The 24,329-nt window shown below is 60.5% G+C and carries 14 protein-coding genes; 9 read left to right on the top strand and 5 right to left on the bottom strand.

Annotated features, from left to right (window positions below; translation table 11 throughout):
- Positions 1-5: 5 nt before the first annotated feature.
- The 6 genes from ACID345_RS01905 to ACID345_RS01930 are packed head-to-tail and all read left to right on the top strand — an operon-like array spanning position 6 to position 10,570.
- Positions 6-2,423, top strand: coding sequence for an ABC transporter permease (locus tag ACID345_RS01905; RefSeq protein WP_011521178.1), 2,418 nt, complete (start codon positions 6-8; stop codon positions 2,421-2,423).
- A gap of 15 nt (positions 2,424-2,438) precedes the next feature.
- The gene (locus ACID345_RS01910; RefSeq protein WP_011521179.1) at positions 2,439-3,149 is read left to right on the top strand and encodes an ABC transporter ATP-binding protein; all 711 of its coding nucleotides are present in this window, start codon (positions 2,439-2,441) and stop codon (positions 3,147-3,149) included.
- On the top strand, positions 3,146-5,134 hold the full coding sequence (locus ACID345_RS01915) for a TolC family protein (RefSeq protein WP_011521180.1): 1,989 nt from the start codon (positions 3,146-3,148) through the stop codon (positions 5,132-5,134). Before ACID345_RS01910 ends, ACID345_RS01915 begins: the two co-directional genes overlap by 4 nt.
- The gene (locus ACID345_RS01920) at positions 5,131-6,546 is read left to right on the top strand and encodes a sigma-54-dependent transcriptional regulator (RefSeq protein WP_011521181.1); all 1,416 of its coding nucleotides are present in this window, start codon (positions 5,131-5,133) and stop codon (positions 6,544-6,546) included. Before ACID345_RS01915 ends, ACID345_RS01920 begins: the two co-directional genes overlap by 4 nt.
- The gene (locus ACID345_RS01925) at positions 6,536-8,020 is read left to right on the top strand and encodes a sensor histidine kinase (protein ID WP_011521182.1); all 1,485 of its coding nucleotides are present in this window, start codon (positions 6,536-6,538) and stop codon (positions 8,018-8,020) included. The genes ACID345_RS01920 and ACID345_RS01925 overlap by 11 nt, the downstream gene beginning before the upstream one ends.
- 45 nt (positions 8,021-8,065) lie before the next feature.
- The gene (locus ACID345_RS01930) at positions 8,066-10,570 is read left to right on the top strand and encodes an amylo-alpha-1,6-glucosidase (protein ID WP_011521183.1); all 2,505 of its coding nucleotides are present in this window, start codon (positions 8,066-8,068) and stop codon (positions 10,568-10,570) included.
- Between the two features lie 3 nt (positions 10,571-10,573).
- On the opposite strand, the gene ACID345_RS01935 is transcribed toward ACID345_RS01930, so the two are convergent.
- Positions 10,574-11,938 (bottom strand): NAD-dependent succinate-semialdehyde dehydrogenase, encoded by a 1,365-nt coding sequence (locus ACID345_RS01935; RefSeq protein WP_011521184.1) that lies wholly within the window; start codon positions 11,936-11,938, stop codon positions 10,574-10,576.
- Between the two features lie 117 nt (positions 11,939-12,055).
- Between ACID345_RS01935 and ACID345_RS26160 the strand changes: the two genes are divergently transcribed.
- Both ACID345_RS26160 and adhE read left to right on the top strand, forming a co-directional pair.
- Positions 12,056-12,256 carry a DUF3079 domain-containing protein gene (locus ACID345_RS26160; RefSeq protein WP_011521185.1) on the top strand — a complete coding sequence of 67 codons (201 nt, stop codon included), beginning with the start codon at positions 12,056-12,058 and terminating at the stop codon, positions 12,254-12,256.
- Between the two features lie 152 nt (positions 12,257-12,408).
- The gene (adhE, locus tag ACID345_RS01940) at positions 12,409-15,054 is read left to right on the top strand and encodes a bifunctional acetaldehyde-CoA/alcohol dehydrogenase (protein ID WP_011521186.1); all 2,646 of its coding nucleotides are present in this window, start codon (positions 12,409-12,411) and stop codon (positions 15,052-15,054) included.
- Between the two features lie 24 nt (positions 15,055-15,078).
- On the opposite strand, the gene ACID345_RS01945 is transcribed toward adhE, so the two are convergent.
- The 3 genes from ACID345_RS01945 to ACID345_RS26525 all read right to left on the bottom strand — a co-directional run bounded on the left by ACID345_RS01945 (position 15,079) and on the right by ACID345_RS26525 (position 18,085).
- On the bottom strand, positions 15,079-15,906 hold the full coding sequence (locus ACID345_RS01945) for an Fpg/Nei family DNA glycosylase (protein ID WP_011521187.1): 828 nt from the start codon (positions 15,904-15,906) through the stop codon (positions 15,079-15,081).
- Positions 15,907-16,630: 724 nt separating this feature from the next.
- Positions 16,631-17,752 carry a GTP pyrophosphokinase gene (locus tag ACID345_RS25020; RefSeq protein WP_011521188.1) on the bottom strand — a complete coding sequence of 374 codons (1,122 nt, stop codon included), beginning with the start codon at positions 17,750-17,752 and terminating at the stop codon, positions 16,631-16,633.
- A 6-nt stretch (positions 17,753-17,758) separates the two neighbouring features.
- Positions 17,759-18,085: a GrlR family regulatory protein gene (locus tag ACID345_RS26525; RefSeq protein ID WP_148209983.1), complete on the bottom strand. Its 327-nt coding sequence runs from the start codon at positions 18,083-18,085 to the stop codon at positions 17,759-17,761.
- A gap of 388 nt (positions 18,086-18,473) precedes the next feature.
- Here ACID345_RS26525 and ACID345_RS01955 point away from each other — a divergent pair, with 388 nt between their 5' ends.
- Positions 18,474-19,547: a hypothetical protein gene (locus ACID345_RS01955; protein ID WP_041855346.1), complete on the top strand. Its 1,074-nt coding sequence runs from the start codon at positions 18,474-18,476 to the stop codon at positions 19,545-19,547.
- Positions 19,548-19,565: 18 nt separating this feature from the next.
- On the opposite strand, the gene ACID345_RS01960 is transcribed toward ACID345_RS01955, so the two are convergent.
- Complete coding sequence (locus ACID345_RS01960) at positions 19,566-24,161, bottom strand: DNA glycosylase AlkZ-like family protein (RefSeq protein ID WP_011521191.1); 4,596 nt, start codon at positions 24,159-24,161, stop codon at positions 19,566-19,568.
- Between the last annotated feature and the right edge of the window lie 168 nt (positions 24,162-24,329).

Raw genomic sequence — 24,329 nt, forward strand, 5'->3', positions numbered from 1 at the left:
ACACTATGACGACATTGATGCAGGACGTTCGATACGCCTTCCGCCAGCTTTACAAGAAGCCCGGCTTTTCGTTTACAGCGGTCTTCACTATCGCCCTCGCGATTGGCGTCGCGACCGCCGTCTTCAGTGTCCTGTACGCGATCCTCATCCGTCCGCTGCCCTTCGATCAGCCCGACAAGATTTTCTTCCTGCAAGGCTATTCGCCGCAGGGATACACCCAGCCCGCCGCCTACCCCGAGTACCTGCACTGGCGCCGCAACACCCAGAGTTTCAGCGCCCTCGCCGGCTATTCGCGCGGCTCTGCGAATTTTGAAACCAACGGCGGTCCGGTACCGATCACCAGCGTCAGCACCACCGACAACTTCTTCCAAGTCTTCGGCGTGAATCCGATCCTCGGACGCACCTTCGCCGATGGCGAAGACCAGCCCGGCAAGAACGATGTCGTCGTGCTCAGCTATGAATCCTGGCAGCAGGACTTCGGCGGCCGCCAGGACGTTACCGGCGCGACCGCGAAAATTGATGGCCGACCGTACTCCATCATTGGCGTAATGCCCGCTGGCTTCCGCTATCCGATCAGCGCTGCTCACGCCGTGTACTTGCCACTGCACATCCCCAAAGACCTTGCCGAATCCAAAGGCTCGCACTGGATGCCCATGGTTGCGCGCTTGAAGAATGGCGTTACCTCGAAGCAGGCGGAAGACGACATGGGCCGTGCTATGGAATCCTATGCCGTGGAGAATCCCGACGCCAAGGGCCGTCGCATGAACATCGAAGGCATCGCCGCGCACGTAGTCGGCGATACCGGCGCTCCTCTCAAGGTCCTGCTCTTCGCGGTTCTCGCGGTGCTCGGCATCGGCTGCGCCAACTTCGCCGGACTCTTGCTTGCTCGCGGTGTGAAGCGCGAACGTGAAGTTGCTGTGCGCTCCGCCATCGGCGCGACCCGCACTCGCCTTGTCCGCCAAATGCTCACCGAGACCGTGATGCTCGCGATCGCCGGCACTCTGGGCGGAGTCCTGCTGGCCTTCCTCCTGCTCTCCGGAATCACCAAGCTCCTCATTGCCGCTCTCGCTCGCGGCGCCGACGTTCAGATCAACATCCCCGTTCTGGTCGCCTCGCTCGCGGTTGCGATCATCACCGCACTCGTCGCCGGTGTGGTTCCTGCGCTTCGTCTGTCGAGCATTGCCCCGTCGTTGGCGCTCAAAGCCGGTGGCAGTGCAGGCTCTGCCCGCGGACAGCATCATCTCCGTGCGGTCTTCATCGTTACCCAGATCGCACTCGCGCTCGTCCTTCTCGTTACCTCCGGCCTGCTCATGCGCACGCTCGCCGGCCTGCGCAGCACCGACCTCGGCTTCACCACCAACAACATGATCGCCACCGAACTCGATCTTTCGCGCGGCGCCTACGAAAATCGCGACGTCGTCACCGAGTTCTACAACCCGCTGATGGAAAAAGTTCAGGCGATCCCCGGCGTCAAAGCCGCCGGCATGATCCAGATCATCCCCATCCAGAACTGGGGATGGAACAGCGATGTCCAAATCGTCGGCAAGCCTCCCGCGCCCAAAGGCCAGGAGCAACTCGCCGAGTACCGTGTCGTGACCCCCGGCTATTACAGCGCCATGGGCATCCGCCTCTTGCGCGGCCGCCTCATCGATCCCAAGCTCGATAATCGCAACACAAAGCCGGTGACGGTCGTGAACGAAGCCTTCGTGAAGAAGTTTTTCGCGCCCGGAGAAGATCCAGTCGGCCAGCATCTCTCCGACGACGACAAGACCGAAATCGTCGGCGTCGTCAGCGACGTTCGTCAGAACATCTACGCCCCGCCGCTCGCCGAGATGGACTACGCTGTCTCACAAGTTTCTGCGAAGAACGCCTTCGGGTATCTCTCCAGCATGCAACTCGTAGTGCGCACTTCCATGGATCCCGCGGGCATGATGGGCAGTCTGCGCAATGCACTTCACGAAGTTGATCCCGGCGTTCCTTCCCGTACTCCGGAAACGATGAAAGACGTCATCGCAGAAGTGCTCATCTTCGAGCGCCTGGAAAACTGGCTCTTCGGTACTTTCGCCGCGCTCGCGATCCTTTTGTCGATCGTCGGTCTTTATGGGCTCATCAGCCACGAAGTGGATCTCTCCATTCGCGACATCGGTGTGCGCATGGCATTAGGCGCTACGCGCGCACAAGTTCTCGCGGGCGTTTACAAACGCGTCGGCCTCTTGCTCGCTATTGGAGTTGCCGGTGGACTCATCATGACCATGGCCGTGCAGAAAATTTTGTCGGCGCTGGTGGTCCTGCATCTCGGCAAGGATGCGGTCACCATCGTCTCTCTTGCAGCAGGATTAGCATTGTTCGGATTACTGGCAGCACTGCTGCCTGCGCGGCGAGCGGCTTCTACCGAGCCGATGACCGCGCTTCGTTACGAATAGGGAACTGAGAAAAAGATGATTCAACTGAAAAATGTCGAACGCAGTTACAAGACCGGAGCCGGGCAGACCTGGGTCCTGCGTCGCATCGGGTTGGATATTCAACCGGGTGAGTTCATCACCATCATGGGGCCATCAGGCGCGGGCAAATCGTCGCTCCTCAACGCACTTGCCTTGCTCGACGACCAATGGGCCGGCGAGTACTGGTTCAAGGGCGAAGCCGTCCACGACATGAAGCGCAAGCAGCGTGCCGACATCGCGAAGAAGCACATCGGCATGGTCTTCCAGAGCTATCACCTTCTCGACGACCTCACCGTGCAGGAGAACATCGATCTGCCGCTCTCCTACAAAGACATCCCAAAGAGCGAGCGCCAGAGCATGGTGGCCGACACCCTCGATCGCTTCCAGATCGTCGCGAAAAAAGACCTCTATCCCAACCAGTTGTCCGGCGGACAACAGCAGTTGGTCGGCATTGCGCGTGCAGTGATTCACAATCCCGCGTTGCTGCTCGCCGACGAACCCACCGGCAACCTGCATTCCAGCCAGGCCAAGGAGATCATGGAGCTGTTCAAGGAACTCAACCAGCAAGGCACGACCATCGTGCAGGTCACGCACTCGGAAGTGAATGCCTCCTATGGCACGCGCACGCTGCAAATGCGCGATGGATGGCTCGTGGGCGACACATCCAACCCGAACCTGCAATTCCAGGGCGAGGCGGCCACCCGATGAATGATCGCTTTGCAACCCGGCTCCGCAAGACCGTCAGTCTCCTGTGTGTTTACGCGACCTTCGCCAGCACCACCGCGGCGATGGCGCAGAACACCACTGCAGGCCCGAACGCGAATAACGTCCCGGATGCACCCCCGGCACCTACCGCCGCGTCGGCCTTCAACGTCCAGGTGCCCCACAGCCATAACCCGCTGGGTCCTTACACGCCAAGCCACGTCGCGGCGCCGGTGCTTTCGAATTCGCCGCGGCTCGCTTCGCTGATTCGCGATGGCAAACTGTACTTATCGCTGAACGATTCCATCGAACTGGCGTTGGAAAATAATCTCGACCTTGCCATTGCGCGCTACAACGTCCCCATTGCCGATACGGATATCCTCCGTACCAAGGCTGGCGGCTCGTTCCGCGGCGTTAATACCGGTGTGGTGCAGGGAACTCCGGGCGGCGGCGTGGGTGGCTTCGGCTCCGGTGCTCCGGGCGCAGGCGCGGGCGGTACGTCTAGCGGCGCAGGTGGCGCGGGCGCTGGTGCGGCTGGTCTCGTGCAATCCACGCTCGGCAGCGGTACGTTCGTCAACAGCTTCGATCCGCAGATCAACGCCAACATCGGCGTCGAACACGCGACGTCGCCTCTTTCCAACCAGACGATCTACGGTGTGCCCAGCCTGCAGTTGAACACCACTACCGGTAACTTCAATTATCAACAGGCGTTCGCCACCGGCACGCAGATTTCTTTCGACTTCAACAACAACCGTCAGATCACGAACAGCCCCAACAACAATCTCAATCCCTCACTGAATTCGCTTTACCGCATTTCTTTACAGCAACCATTGCTCGCCGGTTTCGGCTTTGGCCCGAACCTGCGCTATCTGCGTATTGCAAAGAACAACAAGAAAATTTCCGACATCGCCTTCAAAGATCAGGTCACTGCGACTGTCACGCAGATCGCCAACATCTATTGGGACCTCGTGGGTGCTTTCGAGCAAGCGCGCGTGAATCAACAGTCGCTCGACTTCGCCAACCAGACGCTCGACAACACCCGCAAGCAGTTAAAGCTCGAAGCCGTACCCGAGATGGATGTACTGCGTGCCGAGGCCGAAGTTTCTAAGCGCGCACAAGACTTGACCGTCGCCAATACCAACCTCGAGTTGCAGGCATCGCTCATCAAGAACGCGATCACCCGCTCTCTGGATGATCCGGTTCTCGAAGCTATGCCCGTGGTTCCGACCGATCGCATGGACACCACCGAACCGGTAACGCCGCAAAACTTGGTGGACCTCATTACCCACGCGTTGCAGTCCCGTCCGGAACTTCTCGAGTCGGATATTGACCTCGAGAACCGGCGCATCAGCCAGAAAGCCACGCGGAATGCGCTGTTGCCGTCTGTGAACCTCGTCGGCTTCTACGGCAGTGCTGGTCTCGCCGGTCTCGCGAACCCGGCCTTCGTAGGCGACAACCCGATTACCGTCCCGCCGGATTGGGGTGGATCAATTGAGAATGCGTTCAACGGTTCATCGCCGGATTACTACGTCGGCGTCAACGTGAACATCCCTATTCGCAACCGCATCGCCAAGGCTGACCAGTTCCGTTCCGAGTTGGAATACCGACAGTCGGAGTTGCGGCGGGAGCAATTGAAAAAGCAGATCCGCATCGAAGTCCGCAACGCCCAGTATGCCTATGAACAGACGGCCGCCCGTGTGGAAGCCGCGATCAAGGCCCGCGACCTGGCGCAACGCACCTTCGAAACCATGAAGAAAGAGCAGGACCTGGGTGCCGGTTCGATCTACCAGACTATGACTGCGCAACGCGACTTGGCGTTGGCATCACTCGATTTGGTGACCGCGCAGACCATCTACCAGAAATCGAAAGTCGAACTTGATCGTGCGACGGCCCAGACTTTAGAACATAATGGCGTCCACATCCAGGAGGCGATCACCGGCGTGGTCGCCGCGAACCCTGCCGAGAAACCGGCAGGAACGGAGATTAGATGACCCAGAGTGCCACCACAGGGAACCCAAAACTAATAACAACGCCCGCGCGCTCCGAGCGCGCGGCCCGCATTTTGGCGGCGGATGACCAGGAACACATTCTCGACGCACTCAAGATCCTCCTGCGCCCCGAAGGCTACGAGGTAGACACCGCGAAGTCCCCGGTGATGGTGCGCGAGTTGCTCAATAGTAACTCGTACGACGCGCTGCTCATCGACCTCAATTACACCCGCGATACGACGTCGGGCCGCGAAGGCCTCGACTTGCTCTCCGAAATCGTCGCACAGGACAGCACCGTGCCTGTGATCGTGATGACCGCATGGGGCAGCATTGATGTCGCCGTCGAAGCCATGCGCCGGGGCGCACGCGACTTCATCCAGAAGCCTTGGGAAAACGAGCGGCTCCTGACGATTCTCCGTACCCAGGTCGAACTGTACCGAACCCTGCAGCGCGCCGAGCGGTTGCAGGCAGAGAACCAGTTGCTCCGCGCGACGGGCCTGCCGCAACTCATCGCGACGGCGCCATCGATGCAGCCAGTGCTCGATTCCATCGCCCGCATCGGTCCCTCCGACGCCAACGTTCTCATCACCGGCGAACACGGCACCGGTAAAGAAGTCGTCGCACAGACACTGCACGGCATCTCGCAGCGAGCTTCGAAGACACTCGTAGCCGTGAACACCGGCGCGTTGCCCGACACGCTCTTCGAAAGCGAACTTTTCGGCCACGTCAAAGGCGCTTTCACCGATGCCCGCACCGACCGCATCGGACGCTTCGAATTAGCTGACGGGGGCACCATCTTCCTGGACGAAATCGGCAACGTTCCTGTCCGCCAGCAGGCAAAACTTCTCCGGGTACTCGAAACCGGCGAGATCGAACGCGTTGGCTCCTCGAAGAGCCGCCGCGTCAATGTGCGCGTAATCTCCGCCACCAACACAGATCTTCGAGCAGCCTCGGCGCAAGGACAGTTCCGCGAGGATCTTCTTTTCCGCCTCAACACCGTCGAGATCCACATTCCACCTCTGCGCGAGCGTCGTGAGGACATCGCCGCACTTGCGCTGCACTTCCTCAAACGCTATGCCGAACGTTATCGCCGGCCGGTGCAGGGCTTGGAGAAGAGCACGCTGCAGGCGCTCATGCAATACAGTTGGCCCGGCAATGTCCGCGAACTGGATCACACCATGGAGCGCGCCGTGCTCATGGCGCGCGGTAACGAGCTTGCTCCGGCAGATCTCGGACTGGTGCAGCAGAAGCAGCAGAGCAGCCCGAATTTGGAAGAATTGAGCATCGAGTCGGTGGAGAGTATTCTCATCCGCAAAGCTCTCCAGCGTTACCACGGCAACGTCAGCCAGGCCGCCGAAGCGCTGGGCTTGAGCCGTGGGGCTCTCTATCGCCGAATGGAGAAATATGGTCTCTGACGACCCGCCGGAGCGGACCATGGGGTTCGCCGCGGGCAGCGGCCAGCACTCGGAACGCGCCAAGGCCGCGATCGCTAACACCCGCTCGGCGGACGAGGCCCCATCGCGAACCGCCGCGCCCTTCCGCACCAAGCGCTCGCGCATTCGCTACGAAAGGCGCGTGCTGCTGCTGGCCTTCCTCGTTGCGCTGCCCAGCATGATCGTCAGCGTCATTCTTGTTCTCATTCAGAAATGGACGATTGACGCCAAAATCGCGCTGCTCGCCGGCGAGAGCATCGCGTGGCTCCTGCTCGTTCTCGCCCAGCATGAGCAGATTGTGCGTCCGTTGCAAACCTTGACCAATGTGGTCGCCGCACTCCGCGAAGAGGACTACTCGTTCCGTGCTCGCGGCGCCGCCATGGACGACGCGCTCGGCGAACTAGCCATCGAAGTCAATGCCCTCGCCGACGTGCTCACCATCCAGAAGACCAGCGCGATCGAAGCCACCGCACTGCTGTCGCGCATTGTCGAAGAAATTGACGCACCGCTCTTTGCCTTCGATCCCGAACACAAACTTAAGCTCGTAAATTCCGCTGGCGAGCGCCTCCTGCAGCAGCCCGCCACAAAACTTCTCGGATCCACTGCCACCGAACTAAACCTGCAAGTGGCCTTTGAGGCCGAAAGCGAATCGCTCGTTCCATTGCCCTACAGCCCGAACTCGCGCTGGATGGTGCGCCGCAGCAGCTTCCGCCAGGATGGCGTTCCGCACACGCTGATCGTTCTCTCTGACGTTAGCCGCGCCCTCCGCGAAGAAGAGCGGAGTGCCTGGCAGAAACTCATTCGTGTGCTCGGCCACGAACTCAACAACTCGCTCGCACCCATCAAGTCCATCGCCGGCAGCCTGAACTCACGCTTGAAGCGCACGTCCCTCAGCGACGAAGAACGCGAAGACTTCGAAAAGGGCCTCTCCATCGTCGAAGGCCGCGCCGAGTCGCTAAACCGCTTCCTTCAGGCCTATCGCCAGTTGGCGACCATGCCCCCGCCGAAGCTCAAGCTTGTCTCCATGAAGTCGCTGGTGGAACGCGTCGCCGGGCTCGAAACCCGCGTCGTCGTCGAGGTGCGTAATAATCCCGACGTTCATTTGCAGGCCGATCCCGACCAGCTCGAGCAGATGATGATCAACCTGGTCAAGAACGCCGTAGAAGCCTCCAAAGAAATGCAGCAGCCTGAAACTCCGGAACCGCCGGAAGTCATCGTTGGCTGGGATGCCGAGCCCGCGGCCATCATCCTCAAAGTCGAAGACAACGGCCCCGGCATCATGAACCCGAGCAATGCCTTCGTTCCGTTCTATACGACGAAGCAGGGAGGCAGCGGCATCGGCCTCGTTCTTTCACGCCAGATCGCCGAAGCCCACGGCGGCCGCCTAGAGTTGATCAACCGCGAAGGCACCCGCGGCTGCATGGCGCGCGTCACCCTCCCCCGCGGACGCGATTAGCCCCACCGCGCTTATAATGCGCAGGCGGAGTTCACCGCCGTTCTCATGCGTCTGCTCAAATCCCTTCCGATTGCCTGCCTGCTAGCCGCGCTTTCCCACGCGCAGCAACCCGACTTCGCACCCATCGCGCATTTCCCGCTAACCACGTCGCCGCTAACAATCCATCAGCGCGCCCAGGAACGCCTACCCTTCAGCGTCACCGGCGATACCGGCGCCATCCTCGGCCAGCAGGACGGCAGCTTCGAACTCTGGCACTTTCCCGATAAAGTCTTCGCTCACGTGAGTATTCACGCCGCGCTTAAAGATTATCCCGTCCCCATCGAACTCAATCCTCTCGCGGCCACCATCGATGTCGCACCCGATCACACCACCATTACCTACTCCCACGCTGCTATCACCGTGAAGCAACACATGTTCCTGGCGCGAGGATTGCAGGATGCCCCCGCGCCGCTCGTGATGTTCGAAATTGAATCCATCCGTCCCGTAACCCTCACCATCGACCTCGATCCCGTCATGCAACACATGTGGCCGGCATTGAATGGCAACCGCCCTGGAGCAGGCTGGATCCCCATGGGCACCGGTGGTGCGTACATGCTCGAGACCGAAGACCCCAGCTTCTACGGCATGATCGCCATGCCCAATGCGCAGCCCGGCATCATGGCTCCGTATCAGGAGCGCCCGAAAGATTACCCGCTCCAATTCATCCTCTCGTACGACCCGCAACGCGACGGCAATAAGTATTTCCCGCTGCTAACACATGTCGTAGATGGCGGCACCCTCCGTGGTCAGGAGCGCACCTCGCAACTCACATCAGAGATCGCCGAGATCGCCGCGAACTTGCCGAAGTACTACGGCGCCAGCCGCGACTACTACGCCCATTTCTTCGATACTCATCTAACTGTCGAAACGCCCGATCCCCTCTTCGATCAAGCGCTGCGCTGGGCCGAGATCTCCATAGACCAACTCAAGGTCCGAAAAGGAAATGAAGTCGGACTCGTCGCTGGTGTCTACCCGTCGGCCGATTCCGACCGCCCTGGCTTCGGCTGGTTCTTCGGACGCGACAGCCTCTGGACCACCTTCGCCCTCCACAGCGAAGGTGACTTCGCCACCTCGCGCAACGCCCTTGAATTCCTGATCGCGCGCCAGCGCGCCGACGGCAAAATCATGCACGAATACTCCCAATCCGCCGACCGCGTAGATTGGCCCTCATTCCCTTACATGTACGCCGCCGCCGACGCCACCCCGCTCTTCATCCTCGCCATGCACGACTACCTTCGCACTACTGGCGACGACGCCTTCATCCAAAAGCACTGGAAAAATATCAAGCGCGCCTACGATTTCTTGCGCGCCCACGACTCCGACGGTGACGGCATTTACGACAACTCGCAAGGAACCGGTTGGGTCGAGTCCTGGCCGCCCGGAATGCCGCAACAAGAGCTCTACCTGGCCGCCCTCGACCAGCAAGCCACTGCTGCAATCGGAGACCTCGCAAAAACACTAGGCGACGACACTCTCACCAAGTCCGCGCACGACACAGCCGAATCCATCCGCACCAAGCTCAACGCCTATCTCGCTCCTGACGGTATCTACGCCTTCAGCCGCAACAAAGACGGCAGCTACGACACCACGCCTACGTCCTATCCCGCCGTCGCCTGGTGGACCGGCGAACTTGCTCTTCCCAACGCCGCCAAGACCCTCGACTTCTACGCCGCCAGCGATCTCAACGCCGACTGGGGCTCTCGCGCCATCGCGCAAAGCAACCAGCTCTACGACCCCATCAGTTACCACCAGGGCTCCATCTGGCCGCTCTTCACCGGATGGACCGCCATGGCCGAGTTCCGCGCCGGACGTTCCCTCGCGGGCCTCCAGCACTTGCGCGAGAACCTGCGCCTCACCTGGGAAGGCGATCCCGGCAACGTCACCGAATTAATGTCCGGAAAATTCAACGAGCCATTAGGCCGCAGCACCGCGCATCAACTCTGGTCTTCCGCCATGGTCCTTACGCCCGCCATCCGGGGCCTCTTCGGCATCGAGACCAACGTCTCACAGCACAAGCTGTTCGTAGTCCCGCAACTCCCGCCCGAGTGGCCCCGCGCCGTCGTCCATCACGTCCCTTACGGCGACACCGAACTCGACATCACTTACCAACGCCAGGGCACAACGCTCAACATCACGGTAACTTCAGCGAAGGCCATCCCGCTCTGCGTGATCCCCGAGCGCACCGACCGCATGTGCAAGGTCGCACCGGCAACCACCCACACCGCGAGCATCACGTTGCCGGATGTCCAAGTATCGCTTCCCGATGAAGCGCCGCGCCCTGGCGATGCAAGCCATCTCCTCCGCGTCATCAACCAGCAGTACGAAGGCCGCAAACTGGCGCTCACCCTCGAAGCCCCCGCCGGTTCCCATCAGCAACTTCCGCTGCAAATGAACGACCCGCGCGTGAAGACCGTCACCGCGCAAGGCGCCACCATAAACAAAGAAACGCTGGAAGTCGCATTCCCGACAGGCGAAGGCTTCCAGCGTCAAATCGTCACTCTAACTTGGTAGGCGCTACTCCACCCACACCGTCTTAATATTCAAAAATTCGTGCAGCCCGTGCACGCCCAGTTCGCGCCCATGTCCTGACTGCTTCACCCCACCAAACGGCAGCCGCGGATCCGACGCGACCATCTTGTTGACGTAAACCATGCCCGCTTCGATATCGCGAATAAAACGTTCCTGCTCCGCTGGCTCGTTCGTCCACACACTCGCGCCCAGCCCAAAGCGACTGTCGTTCGCAATCGCGATCGCCTCATCAATGTTCTTCACCCGAAATACCGAAGCCACCGGCCCGAAGAACTCTTCCTTATAAGCCGGAGATTCTTTCGGGATATCGGTAATCACTGTCGGCGCAAAAAAGTTTCCCGGCCGTTTGATCACCGCTCCGCCTGTCAACACCCGCGCTCCCGCATCCACCGAAGCTTTCAGGTCGCGCTCCAGATCCGTCACCCCGCTCGGTGTCGAGAGTGGCCCGAGTTCCGTCGCGTCATCCATCGGGTCGCCAATCTTCAGCCCCGCCATCTTCGCCACGAATTTCTCAGTAAACGAATCAGCGATTGCTTCGTGAACAATGAAGCGCTTCGCCGCGATACACGACTGTCCATTGTTCTGCACCCGCGCCGTCACCGCAGTAGCCACCGCGGTCTCTAAATTGGCGCTTGGCATCACGATGAACGGATCGCTTCCGCCCAACTCCAGCACAACCTTCTTGATCTGCTTCGCAGCCGACACGCCAACTTCAATCCCAGCGCCTTCGCTACCCGTGAGGGTCGCGGCCATGATGCGCGAATCCGAGAGAATCGCATCTACCGCCTTCGCTCCGATTAGCAGCGTCTGAAACACACCTTCGGGAAATCCCGCTCGCCGCAGAATGTCTTCGATTGCCAGCGCGCACTGCGGCACGTTCGACGCGTGCTTCAGCAGCCCAACGTTTCCTGCCATCAACGCTGGAGCCACGAACCGAAACACCTGCCAGAACGGAAAATTCCACGGCATAATCGCCAGCACCGGCCCAATCGGCTGGTACTTTACAAAGCTCCGTTTCGCGCTGGTCTGCACAATCTCGTCCGCCATCAAGCGTTCGGTGTTCTCCGCATAGTAGCGGCACGCGGTCGCGCACTTCGCCGCCTCTGCCACTGCGGCCTTCAGCGGCTTGCCCATCTCCAAAGTCATAATGCGCCCAAGTTCCTGCTTCTCCGCTTCGAGCAGTTCGGCCGTCTTGTTCATCCATGCCGCGCGCTTGGAATACGGCAGCAGTCGGTAGGTAGAAAAAGTTGCGTGCGCCTTGGCGATCTTCGCTTCGATCTGTTCTGGGGTGAGCGCTTCAAACGTCTTCAGTACTTCGCCGGTGGCAGGATTCACACTCGCGATGGCCATGAGTTCTCCGTAAACGCTCCTATGATACTGCGCGGCCAAAAAACGGACGCTATGACACAAGTCACATCCGCACCGGGCGCTCAGTGAGCCTCTAGCCTCGAAGCAAAGAGGTGCGCGATGCCCAGGGTCCCACTGCATCCTAAGAACCCCGAACGCGTCTGCTGGGGATGCGACAAATGTTGCCCGGCCGATTCCCTCGATTGTGGCAACGGCACAGTGCGCACCCAGCATCCCGTCGAGATCTTCGGTGAAGACTGGCTGGAATTCTCCAAGCCACGGCCGAATCCTGAGTCAAGTCATTCCGGAACCGCAGATTAGTCCTCACAAGGCCCGGTGACGCCGCTCACCGTCATCTGGTCGCGACCGATTCATACTTCTTCGTTGCCCGCTGGGTGCTCGACCCAGCTTTATGCGGCCCGAATCAAGGTCGTGGGGCGATCCAGGCTCCAGCTCACGCCGAAGAGGTATCTATGCCAACCAAAACACTTGAAGAAAAGACTGCAAAACTTAGCCCAGAGCGAATCGCCCACCTCGAGGGCCTCGTCGACAACGCCCGCGCCGCCGCATCCGCGTTCCTGCAATTCACCCAGGAGGACGTAGACCGCATCGTGAAGCAAATGGTCCTCGCCGGCATGGAACACGCGCAGAAACTCGCGCAGATGGCCGTCGAAGAGACCATGCTCGGCGTCCTCGAAGACAAGGTCATCAAGAACATGGTGGCTACCGAGTTCGTCTACAACTATGTCAAGGACAAGCGCACCGTCGGCATTATTCGCGAATATCCCGAGCGCCGGCTGACCGAGATCGCCGAACCCATTGGCGTGATCTTTTCGCTCATCCCCATCACGAACCCAACTTCGACCGTTCTTTTCAAGTGCATCATGGCGATCAAAACGCGCAACGCGGTCATCTTCAGCCCGCATCCGCGCGCCTGGCGCTGCTGCAAGGAAGCCGTCCATGTGATGTATGAGGCTGCGCGCAAGCACGGCGCTCCCGACGGTGTCTTCGCCTGCCTCGAATCCCACAACCTCGACGACAACGACTACCTGATGCACCACAAATATGTCTCGATGATCGACGCCACCGGTGGCCCGAGCGCCGTGAAAGCCGCGTATAGCTCCGGTAAACCGGCTCTCGGCGTCGGCGCCGGCAACACGCCCGTCTATCTCGAGAAGACCGCTGACATCAACATGGCTGTCGTTGACATCATCACCTCCAAGACATTCGACAACGGCACCATCTGCGCCTCTGAACAAACTGTCGTCATTGACGACGAGATCTACGACACTGTATTGAAGAAGTTCTCCGACCTCGGCACGCACATCTGCAACGAAGGCGAGACCGAACTGCTCGGTCGTACTGTCATTGATCCTGACACCGGCGCCATGCAACCCATGGCGGTCGGTCAGAAAGCCGCTGATATCGCCGCTGCTGTCGGCATCGAAGTGCAGCCCAAGACGAAGCTGATCATCGCGCCAATCAAGGGTGTCGGCCCGAATCACCCGCTCTCCGTTGAAAAGCTCTTCCCGGTGCTCGCCGTCTATCGCGCCCACTCAACCGAAGAAGCGCTCGACGTCTGCGTCGCCGTGAATCGCGCCGGAGGTCTCGGCCACACCGCCGTCATCTTCTCCAGGAACGACGACATCATTCACCGCTTCGGCATTCTGCTCAACGCCGGCCGCCTCATCGTCAACTCGCCCGGCTCCATCGGCGCCCTCGGCGGAGTTTATAACGACATGGTCCCGACGTTTTCCTTCGGCTGCGGCACCGGCGGCGGCAACAGCACCATGGACAACGTCAACGTCTATCACTACCTCAACATCAAGCGGCTCGCGCGGAGGACGCCTCCTTCTATGTGGTTCCGCATCCCCAACCAGATTTACTTCAACCCGAATTCCATCCAGAACCTGGCTACGTTCCCCACCCGCTCCACGGTCATCGTCACCAACCCACCGCTCGAGCAGATGGGACACGTGGATATCGTGCGCCGATACATCCCCGCCGACACGCGCATTCACGTCCTCGTCATCCCCGATTGCGAACCGGAACTGAAGGCGGTCATGGATGGTGTCGAAGCGCTGAACTTCTACAAAGCCGATCAGATCATCGCCCTCGGAGGCGGCTCCGTGATCGACGCCGCGAAGATGATGAAGTTGAAATATGAATCGCCGGATGCGAACTTCGAAGAACTCGGCTCGCCGTTCCTCGATCTTCGCAAGCGGGTCGTCCAATTCCCGACCGAGAAGAAGCACCACGCGCGTTTGATCGCCGTTCCCACCACCAGCGGCACCGGCAGCGAAGTCACCCCCTTCGCCGTTCTCTTCGATAAAGCCCGCCAGCGCAAGATCACCCTCGCCGACTACTCGCTCAGCCCCGACGTCGCCATCGTCGATCCGCAGTTCGTCATGTCGATGCCCAAAGGCCTCACCGCCGATACCGGCATCGACTGCCTGACCCACGCGCTCGAAGCCGGCGTCTCAAACTACGCCAGCCCCTATACCGACTCCAACGCCATGCAGGCCATCCGCCTCGCGTTCAAGTACCTGCCGATCGCCTACGAAAATCCGCAGGACGAAGAAGCCCGCAACACCATGCACAACGCGGCCACCATCGCCGCAATCGCGTTCTCCAATGCGTCGGTCGGACTCAATCACGCACTAGCCCACGCCTTCGGCGCACGCTTCGGCGTCCCCCACGGCCGCGCCAACGCCTTAATGCTGCCGCACGTAATCGCCTTCAACGCCGCCGTTCCGCAGAAGTTCATGCCGTCGCCGAACCAGCAGGGCTACGTGGCGCACAAGAAGTACGCCATGATCGCCGACCTTCTCGGATTGCCCGGTCACACCGTCGAAGAGAAAGTCGCAAGCCTCATCACCGCCGTCGAGGAGTTGCTCGATCGCCTCAACCTCCCACGCTCCATCGCCAGCATGGGCATCAAACGCGAAGACTTCGAAAGTGCCATGCCCGAGCTGGTCAAAGCCGCTTTCGAAGACCCGTCCTGGCTCTCCAACCCGCGCATGCCGCTGATGTCCGAGCTTCAGGAACTCTTCCTGCAAGCCTACGAAGGTTCCGGCAGGAAGAAAGCAGAGGCGAGAGAAGAAGCAACTGTCTCGTAGTGGGATTGTCTTGCTGCGCGCACGTTACCGCTGGCACTCCGGACAGAAATAGGTCTTCCGCGCCTGCGCGCCCTGCCGCTTCACCTCGATGCGCGTGCCACACCGCCGGCAAGGCAATCCGGCGCGCCCGTACACCCATAACCGCTCATAGGGATCGGACCGTCCCGTCGTCCGCCGAAACCCCGTGTACGTAACGATCTTGTCCCCCGACGTATCACTCACGTTCGAAGTCATCAACTCCCGCGCCTTGGTCGCCACGCGTAAAAGCTCTTCTTCACTCAACGAGGAAATCTTCCGAAACGGATCCAGTCGGCAGGCGAAGCAGATCTCCGACTTGAATACATTCCCCGGTCCGGCGAGAACACTTTGATGCAACAGGGTATCTCCCAACTCCAAATCCCCATGCGCTCGCAACCGTTCGACGCTTGCCGGAATATCAAACTCTGCTCCGAGCAGATCGTCACCAAGCTGATTCAATCTCGCGCGCCGCTTCAGCGACTCCTCGGTATGAAACTCAGCTACCGGTACGCGAAACGCGACAGCCAATATGTCCGAGGTCTCAATCACTACCCGCATATCGTTACGGGATCGCTGCCATTGCTCGCCAGGCCGGTAGATATGCCAGCTCCCGCTCATCAGCATGTGCGTGAGCAGAATGAGATCGCCGGAAAAGTGCATGAGCATCCACTTGCCGCGCGCCTCCACGTCGACGACGGTCCTTCCCGCGAGCGGCGCATCTTCATCCACGCGCGCCAGCTTCGGCAGCACCGTCTCAAATCGCGTTACGACCTTCCCCGCAAGCGCGCGCTGCAACGTCCGCGCCGCGCGAAAAATGGTATCTCCCTCAGGCATGTAAATCCCGTTCGATGTACTCGGTTGTCAGATGTGATTTTGTCATCCTGAGCGGAGTCGAAGGACATCTATCGTCTCCAGCAAGGTTAACGGAAGAGTACCCCACCCCCCCCACCCCCTGGATTCTGTTTTCAATGGTTTAGGCTGTGGATTTCCCGTAAAAATTTCAATCCAAAGCACTTACAGCCAAAAATTTGAAAACAAGTCACTTCCGCCTGTCAGTTGCAGAAGTCCGAAACCATCCGCCGCGCGCGCCCGTTGACTCATTCATAAACGCCTGCGCTCCCGGACGGCCACGGCAGGGCTAATACGCCCTACCACCCCAACGCGCGCAAAGAGGCGCGTGCCGGGGACCCCGGCATTGGGTCAGATTAGCTGGATCGTGTCACGAAGAATGTGATGGGTGAGTGGGATCGATGTGAGATGGGTCACAAGGATATTGCTACAGCGGACGGCGATGGTAACAACTACAGGTGATGAAGTGAAGATCACCGCCTCCGTAGTGACGTTCCAATCCCCAAGGCATGTCAACAGACTAGGTTGTCGCTTCGCTCCGGTTCTGTGACAGGGGACACAGAATCGTAGTGCGAGTGTCTACTTCCCCAGGTCTCGAAAATCGCGCGACCCGGGGCACCCCAGCATTTTGTAAGAGTCGACAAGAAAAAGAACACTAAAGCAGACCTGGGCCACCCGCCGCATGCGGGGCTTGTTCTTTTCTCAGCATTTAGGTGAGCCCGTATTTTTTCGCTACCGCTTGCGCGATCCTTACTTGCTCGTCAAGGTGCGGGTAACCTTTCAGCCCCCCTCCGAGTTTCGCGAGAGCCACTTGGGCAGACTCTAGGCCTCCGGAGAACGCGAATAACAACATCAGGTGGTAAAACCCTATACCAGGCATGATAGGTGTCTTGAGCTTCCAATCGCGCCAAACTCCCTGCTCGGACAATGTAGCGAATTCCAACAGTGCCGCTTCGTGCTGTCTGAGTTTGTCTTGCGCCGACCGGACGCTCTGCAACCCGAGGAACTCCATTATCGGGAATCTCCGACGAGCTTCGGCGTCGGACAGATCTGGAACTAGTTCGCTGGCGAAAATCACTGCCAGCTTACTATCGACTTCCTTCACGTGGGGGTCCTGAGTTAACAGCGATTTCAAAGACACGGAATCGAGCGGGACATCGGGAACGTTTGCTTCGATCCGAAGTTCTACCGATCGCTCATAGCTGCTCTTCTTTTTACGGATGTCCAAGAACTCAGAATCCGCAAGGTCCAGGAGCGCAGCCAATCGCGAAAACTTTCGTTTGATATCGTCTGGAAAATCATCCTGCAGGTCGTACCACTCATGTTCCATTTCGGCCCAAGCATGGCCGAGGATCGTGGCAATCTGGATCTCGCACGTGATCCCCGCATGTTTCTTGTATTCCGTGATCTTGGAACGTCCAGACGAGTGCTGACAAACACAGTGCACCGCCTGATAGCCAAAACGTTCGGGGTCGGTGATTCGTTTGTCGACCGAATTCGCTTCATCCACATCGAACTCGTCCCGGACCAATTTGGCGACTACATCAATCTCGTCTTGATAGTAGACAATGATCCTAAAGCCAACCTGGTCTGTGATCTCGTCGAGGGAGCGATAATCCTTCTTCGGGTCAAGATATTTCGCCCGAAGTTTCTTGTTGGTTTTGACCCGCGACTGAATTGATTGGCACCGAATGGCGGCGGCGTCTAACAATTCGGAGATTAAACCCTCTGTCTTTGAACGAAACGCCTCCAGCAAATCTCGTTTTTCGACGAACTGCCGCATCACCTCTTCGACATCAACTCGGTCGGTGCTGTTTTCGTCATTTGCCATGTTCGCTCACGCTTGACGCGTCAACTTGACTCCCAATGTAACTCCCGGAATTTCCAGCGGACGGCCTTGGCCAATGGCGTGCGACTCATCCGTCAAGTTACCCTCGATCTTCAGCGAGAACGGCCTTCCAATCGTGTTGAACACGCTGTTGTAACTCAGCAAGAACGGCGAGACCCTTAGCTCAACCACAAATCTGTTCCCATCCCGACGGTAGGTTCCTACGTAATAGTACCCACCGTCACCGCCTCTAACATCTCCATTACTCAGAACCACCACGCCGCCGCCTGACAAGCCAACGCTGCTGCCAAATTCCGCAGTCCATAGTCCATCCATGTGATCACCTGACGAACAGCCTAATCCAATCCGGCCGAATTTGAAAATACACGAGGCGAACGAAATGAGTGAAAGGGTGCACCGGGAATCCGGGAACTCAAGAGACGGAGAAATGGGGACAGACGAAAGAATCACAATTTCAACGAGCCGCCAGATTTTGAAATTGTTTTGTCTGTCCCCGATTTTCCGGCGGTGTTCGCTAGTGCCCGCGGCGTTGTCTGCCCAAGTCTCGAAAAAGCGAGAAACCTGGGGCACCCGGCAGGAAAGGTTGGGGAAGGAATGATGATCGAACCGGACCTGGGCCACCGTCGTGGCCTGTGACCCTCAATCGTTTAGTGTACTTGGTGATCATTTAGGCACCGAATATCATCTCGTAGGAGAAACATCGATGTCGAACGAAGGAGTTCTACCGTTAGGAATTCTCCCGGTGAGAACAACAGACCCTCCGAAAAAGACCAGCCTGCCTGACATAACGATATTTGAGTTCCCGATAATAGGCGCGGTCGCGATAGCAGATGCTTTGCCGTGGGATCCGATCGAAATAGACCGAAACAACCTTAGGATGAGGATTTTCAAGCCGAAGCCAGCTCTTCATTCGGTCACAGTAGGCGGAGAGCTCACAACCCAAGCTATTGATATCAGATCGACTCTGTTCAGAGTGGAATGCGAACTTCTCGGTCAAGCTGACACGCCGAATGTGCTGGACGTGTTCCCCGTAGTCAACGAATTCGTGCATTTGATCCGGATCGTCGCCCGGCAATACTGGTTGGGACTCGCGATGGCAAATGAGGGTTCGGTCACGCAAGGTGTGAGGACGCGCATTGAAGCCGGCAATGCGGTATTCACTGGACAGGGCAGTTATTCTGTTCCGTTCATCGTGACTGGCCTTACCTCTTTCGGCTGGCACTTTCTGGGAGACCTATTCGTCAATCAATGTTTCCCGGGAACTGCAGAGCTGCTTCTTTGTGACGCTCTTGTTGAAGTCCGGAGGGGTGCTCTCGCACAGGCTGCATTGCTTCTGGGAGTTGCCAGCGAGGTCGAACTCTCCACGTTCTTAAACGACATTGCAACTTGGAAAGGCCTATCGAAGAACAAACGTCAAGCGATCGCGGATACTAAGTTTCGAGAGAAGTTGGTGACCCGTACTGTTGAATTGGGAATTCCCGATCCGCAAGGAATCACCATTCCACCGTTCGCACCTGGTTGGGCTCAAACACTCTTGGAACTCTACAGGATACGCAATCAAGCCGCGCACGGCGGCACCGCAACCGTTACCGTCGGCAGCGTTGTGCGCCCAATCGATCTGACCGATACTGCACGATTCATTTTTGCCGTTGAAGCGTTGCTAGCGTGGACCGCGCAACAACGGGTTTCTCGGTCTATCTCCACAAGTGTGACCGCGACGATGCTACCGTCGGGATATCCGCTTAAGGCAGTGATTGATCCACGGAACACTCCATGATGAGGGGAAAATCGATCTTCAATCGATCTGCGCCTCGTCCGACTCCAACTCTTCTTCCTCAACCTCGGGCTCCGCTCTCCCCACCAGCGGGCCGCCCACGCGCCGCATCTGGTATCCCAGCGCCGTCTTCACAAACCCCGCTTGCTCGAGAAATCTCCCAAGAAGATGCTTCTCCGCCGGCGCGCCGTTGATTGTCCCTACCAGCAGACCCGCGCGATATGCCTGCCGCGCGATCGCGATCTCCGCCAGCTTGCCCGCGAGCGCCCTGGCAGTCGCGCTGCGCTCCGGCTCGTTCTCCGGCAAGAACACCGTGACTTCCTCGCTGCTGCGCCGCAAATACGCGGCGAGCGCGCCATTCACCAGCACCACGCTGGTTCCTACCGTGCGGGAGAGCGTGGCGTTGTTCTCGGTGCGCGGCCACGGCAGGATCGCGCCATATGGGTTCGCCGGATCGACGGTCGCAAGATGTAGCGTTTCCGGCTGCTCCGGCGGGTTGCGCAGCCGCCGCAGCATATCCACCGCGGCATTCATCGCGAATTGGGCGCCGCCGAGCCCGCCGACGAACATCCCGCGCCGCACCAGCCCGCTGTCTTCCATCGCGCGCAAGGTGCGGTAAACCGAGCTGAAACCGCCGGGGATTCCCTCGGCCGCCACCGCTTCGCGCGTCAAAATGCCGTAGCGATTGAGGAGTTGCTGGGCGACGGCGGCGCTCCACTCCGTAACGCCGGCGGAATTGCCGCCGATGCGCGTTTCCACCAGCGACCACCGTCCCTGCCCCGCGGGATTCGGCGCGCGTCCGCGCGAGCGCCCGAGCGACTCCGGACGCCCGTTCTTGCGCTCGTCGCCGCGCTTGCTGTCGCCGCCGCTGACCAGCGCGCGCAGCGGCTGCAGCGTGTCGTTGGTCACCAGTCCCGCCCAAACTAACTCCCAAAGCGCATCCAGCGTCTCGCCGAAGAATCCCGCGCCCGACGCCGCTTGCAGCGCGGGGAAGAACGACGCGCCCTGCGTCTTCAGGAATTCCAGCAGCTTTTGCGCCAGCTCCGATAACTGCGGCAATGGCCGCAGTTCCGCGGGAGCCAGCAGTTTTGCCACGTTTTGCGCGGTGTAGAGTGCGATGCGCCCGTCGCGGCGCCCGAGCCGCTCCACGCCGACCCACACCACCTCGCCGCCTGCGATCAGCGTGTCGAGGTCGCCGCGCCGGTAGTCCTTCACGCGCGCGGGCAGGATCTCGCGCTCCAGCGTGCTCGCGGGGATGGGCGCGCCTTGGAGGAGTTCCACCGCGTCGAGCACGGCGTCGAGCCCGGGGCGGCGCACGGAAACGCCTTGCCAGCGGGTGATCAGCCGCGCAAACACGGCTTCATCCACGGGTTCGACCTCTTTGCGCAGGCGCGCCAGCGTCTTGCGACGGATGATGCGCAAAACCTCCGGGTCGCACCACTCCGAACCCGTGCCGCGTGGGTGGAACTCGCCTTCCAGCAGCTTTCCCGCGGCGTGGAGCGCGGTCAGCGCGGGTTCCACCAGCGAATCCGCCACGCCGAACCGCGCCGCCACCTGCGCGGTGGTGAACGGCCCATGCGTGCGCGCGTAGCGGCGCAAAATGCTCAAAAGCGCGTCCTGTGCGGGTTCCAGCCATACGTCCGGCAAGCCCGGCGGTAGCGGCACGCCGAGCGCGTCACGGTAGCGGGCCGCGTCTTCCACGGCGATATACCGCTTTGCGCCCGCGACCGTCGCGCGAACGACGCGGCGCTGGCGCTCCAAATCCGCGACCAGCGCCGCAACATCCACGCCGTCTTCCGCGCGCTGCGCCAGTTCTTCCGCGCTGAGATCGCCTAAGCGGCGCAGCAAATCGTGGAGGGCGTCGGCGGTGCGCGCGCCGAATTCGGCTTCGCGCATTTGTAATTGCGCCTCGACTTCGTCGAGCACCGCGGGATCGAGAAGCTCGCGGAAATCAACATCGCCCAACAAATCCTGGAGTTGGGCCTGGTCGATGGAGAGGGCCTGGGCGCGGCGTTCGGCCAGCGGCGCGTCGCCCTCATAGATGTAATTCGCGATGTAGCCGAAGAGCAGCGACGACGCGAATGGCGACGGCTTTTGCGAATCGACGGTGGTGACCTGTACGGCGCCGTTCTGGATATCGCGCAGTAAATCCGTGGCGGCGGTGAGGTCGAAGATGTCGCGCAGGCACTCGCGGTACGTTTCCAGAAGCAGCGGGAACGTGGAGTAGCGCGCGGCGACGGCCAGCAAATCCGCGGATTTCTTACGCTGCTGCCACAAGGCGGTGCGCTGGCCGGGACGGCGGCGCGGCAGGAGCAGCGCGCGCCCAGCGGCCTCGCGGAATTTTCCGGCGAAGAGCGCGGTTCCGCCGAGTTGCGCGGTCACCAGCGCGGTGAACTCCGAAACGGTGGGAAAGAGCGCTTCGACGTCGAGGGGCGCGTCGGAATCCGGCAGGCGCACGACGAAGCCGTCCTCGGTCCACATGCTTTCCGGCTCAATGCCGAGATCGGCGCGCAGTTTCGCGGTGACGGCGATGCACCACGGCGCGTGGACGCGGCTGCCGAACGGCGTGAGCACGCAAACGCGCCAATCGCCGAGTTCGTCACGGTATCGCTCCACGAGAATGTCCTTGTCCGACGGCACTTTCTCGGTGGCCGCGCGCTGGTCTTCGAGGTAGCGCATGAGGTTGTCGGCGGCGTTGGCATCGAGGCGGTGCGATTCGACCAGCGACGCGATCGCGGCGCCGCGCGGTGTGGTCAGCAGCTTCCGCGTGAGGGCGCCGATGCGCGTGCCGAATTCCGCGGGACGTCCGGCGGCATCGCCCTTCCAGAAGGGCATTTTGCCGGGCTCGCCTGGCGCGGGAGAAACCAGCACGCGGTCGTGAGTGATGTCGTCGATGCGCCACGTGGTCGCGCCGAGGATGATGGTCTCGCCGGGGCGGCTCTCGAACACCATCTCTTCGTCGAGTTCGCCGAGGCGTCCACCTTTTTTCTCCGCGCCGGAGAGGAAGACGCCGTAGAGGCCGCGGTCAGGGATGGTACCGCCGTTGGCGATGGCCATGGATTTCGAGCCCTGGCGCGGGGTGAGCGTGTTCTGCACGCGGTCCCAGTTGATGCGCGGGCGGAGCTCGGCGAATTCGTCGGAGGGATAGCGGCCGGAGAGCATGTCGAGCACGCCGTCGAAGAGCGGGCGGGAGAGCGTGGCGAAGGGCGCGCTGCCGCGTACGAACGCGTAGAGGTCATCCACGTTCCACGGGTCAACCGCGACGGCGGCAACGATCTGCTGGGCGAGGACGTCGAGGGGATTGCGCGGGTAGCGGATAGATTCGACTTCGCCATCCTGCATGGCGCGCGTGACCGCGGCGCAGGCGAGCAAATCCGCGCGGTACTTGGGAAAGATGAGGCCTTTACTGACGGCGCCGACCTGGTGGCTGGCGCGTCCGATGCGCTGCATGCCGCTGGCGACGGACGGCGGCGCTTCGACCTGGATGACGAGATCGACGGCGCCCATGTCGATGCCGAGTTCGAGAGACGAAGTGGCGACGATACCGCGCAATTGTCCGGCTTTGAGAAGGTCTTCGATCTCTTTGCGCTGCGCGACGGAGACGCTGCCGTGGTGCGCGCGGACCAGCGATTCACCGGCAAGGTCGTTGATCGCGCCCGAGATGCGTTCGGCGAGGCGGCGGCTGTTGACGAAGATCAGCGTGGAGCGGTGCTCCTGCACGAGGCGCAAAAGCTCGGGATGAATCGCGGCCCAGATGGAGCCGCGCACCGGTCCTTGCGATGCTGGGCCACTGGGCAGCGGGTTGATGTCGTCGAGGGAGGCCATGTCTTCGACAGGGACTTCGACGCGGAGGTCGAGGCGCTTGGGGGCGCTGGCATCGACGATGGTTACGGGGCGGTAGGGGAGTTCGTCGGTGGCCTCGTCGGTGACCGGCTTTGCTTTCGCGGTGTCCACGCCTCCTAAGAAGTGCGAGACCTCTTCGAGGGGGCGCTGCGTGGCGGAGAGGCCGATGCGCTGCAGCGGGCGTCCGCAGAGATGTTCGAGGCGTTCGAGGGAGAGGCTGAGGTGGGTGCCGCGCTTGCCGGGGACGAGGGCGTGGATCTCGTCGATGATGACGGTTTCGATGGAGCGCAGAACTTCGCGCGCGTTCGAGGTGAGAAGGAGATACAGCGATTCGGGCGTGGTGATGAGGATGTCAGCGGGTTCGCGCTGGAAGCGGACGCGTTCGGCCGTGGGGGTGTCGCCGGTGCGGACCATGACGGACGGCTCGTGGAACGATGTGGTCAGGCGGCGGGCGGCGTGGGCGATGCCGACGATGGGGGCGCGGAGATTGCGTTCGACGTCGACGGCGAGCGCTTTGATCGGCGAGACGTAGAGGATGCGGCAGCGCTGCTTCTTCTCGGGGACGGGCTCGAACATGACCCGGTTGATGGCCCAAAGAAATGCGGCGAGAGTTTTGCCGGTGCCGGTGGGCGCGAGGACGAGAGTAGAATCGCCGCGGGCGATGGACTCCCAGCCGAGGGTTTGGGGGCGGGTGGGGGCGTCGAAGACGGCGGTGAACCAGTCGCGCACAGGGGGGTGGAAGAGCGCGAGCGGGTTGGGTTTGCGGGATGTCACGCCCTTCTAAGATGCTCGTCGCGGCGAGGGCGGCGCAAGGGGGATTTCGTAGCGGGAAAAGGCGCCACTGCTCGCGCCGTCCGAGAAGTGGGTGAAACGGCGATCGAAGCAGGATAGATTCAAAGACCGCCGGGCTTGCTTTCCCACTTTTCGAAAATCGTGAGAAGT

Source organism: Candidatus Koribacter versatilis Ellin345, assembly GCF_000014005.1.
GTDB lineage: Bacteria > Acidobacteriota > Terriglobia > Terriglobales > Acidobacteriaceae > Korobacter > Korobacter versatilis_A.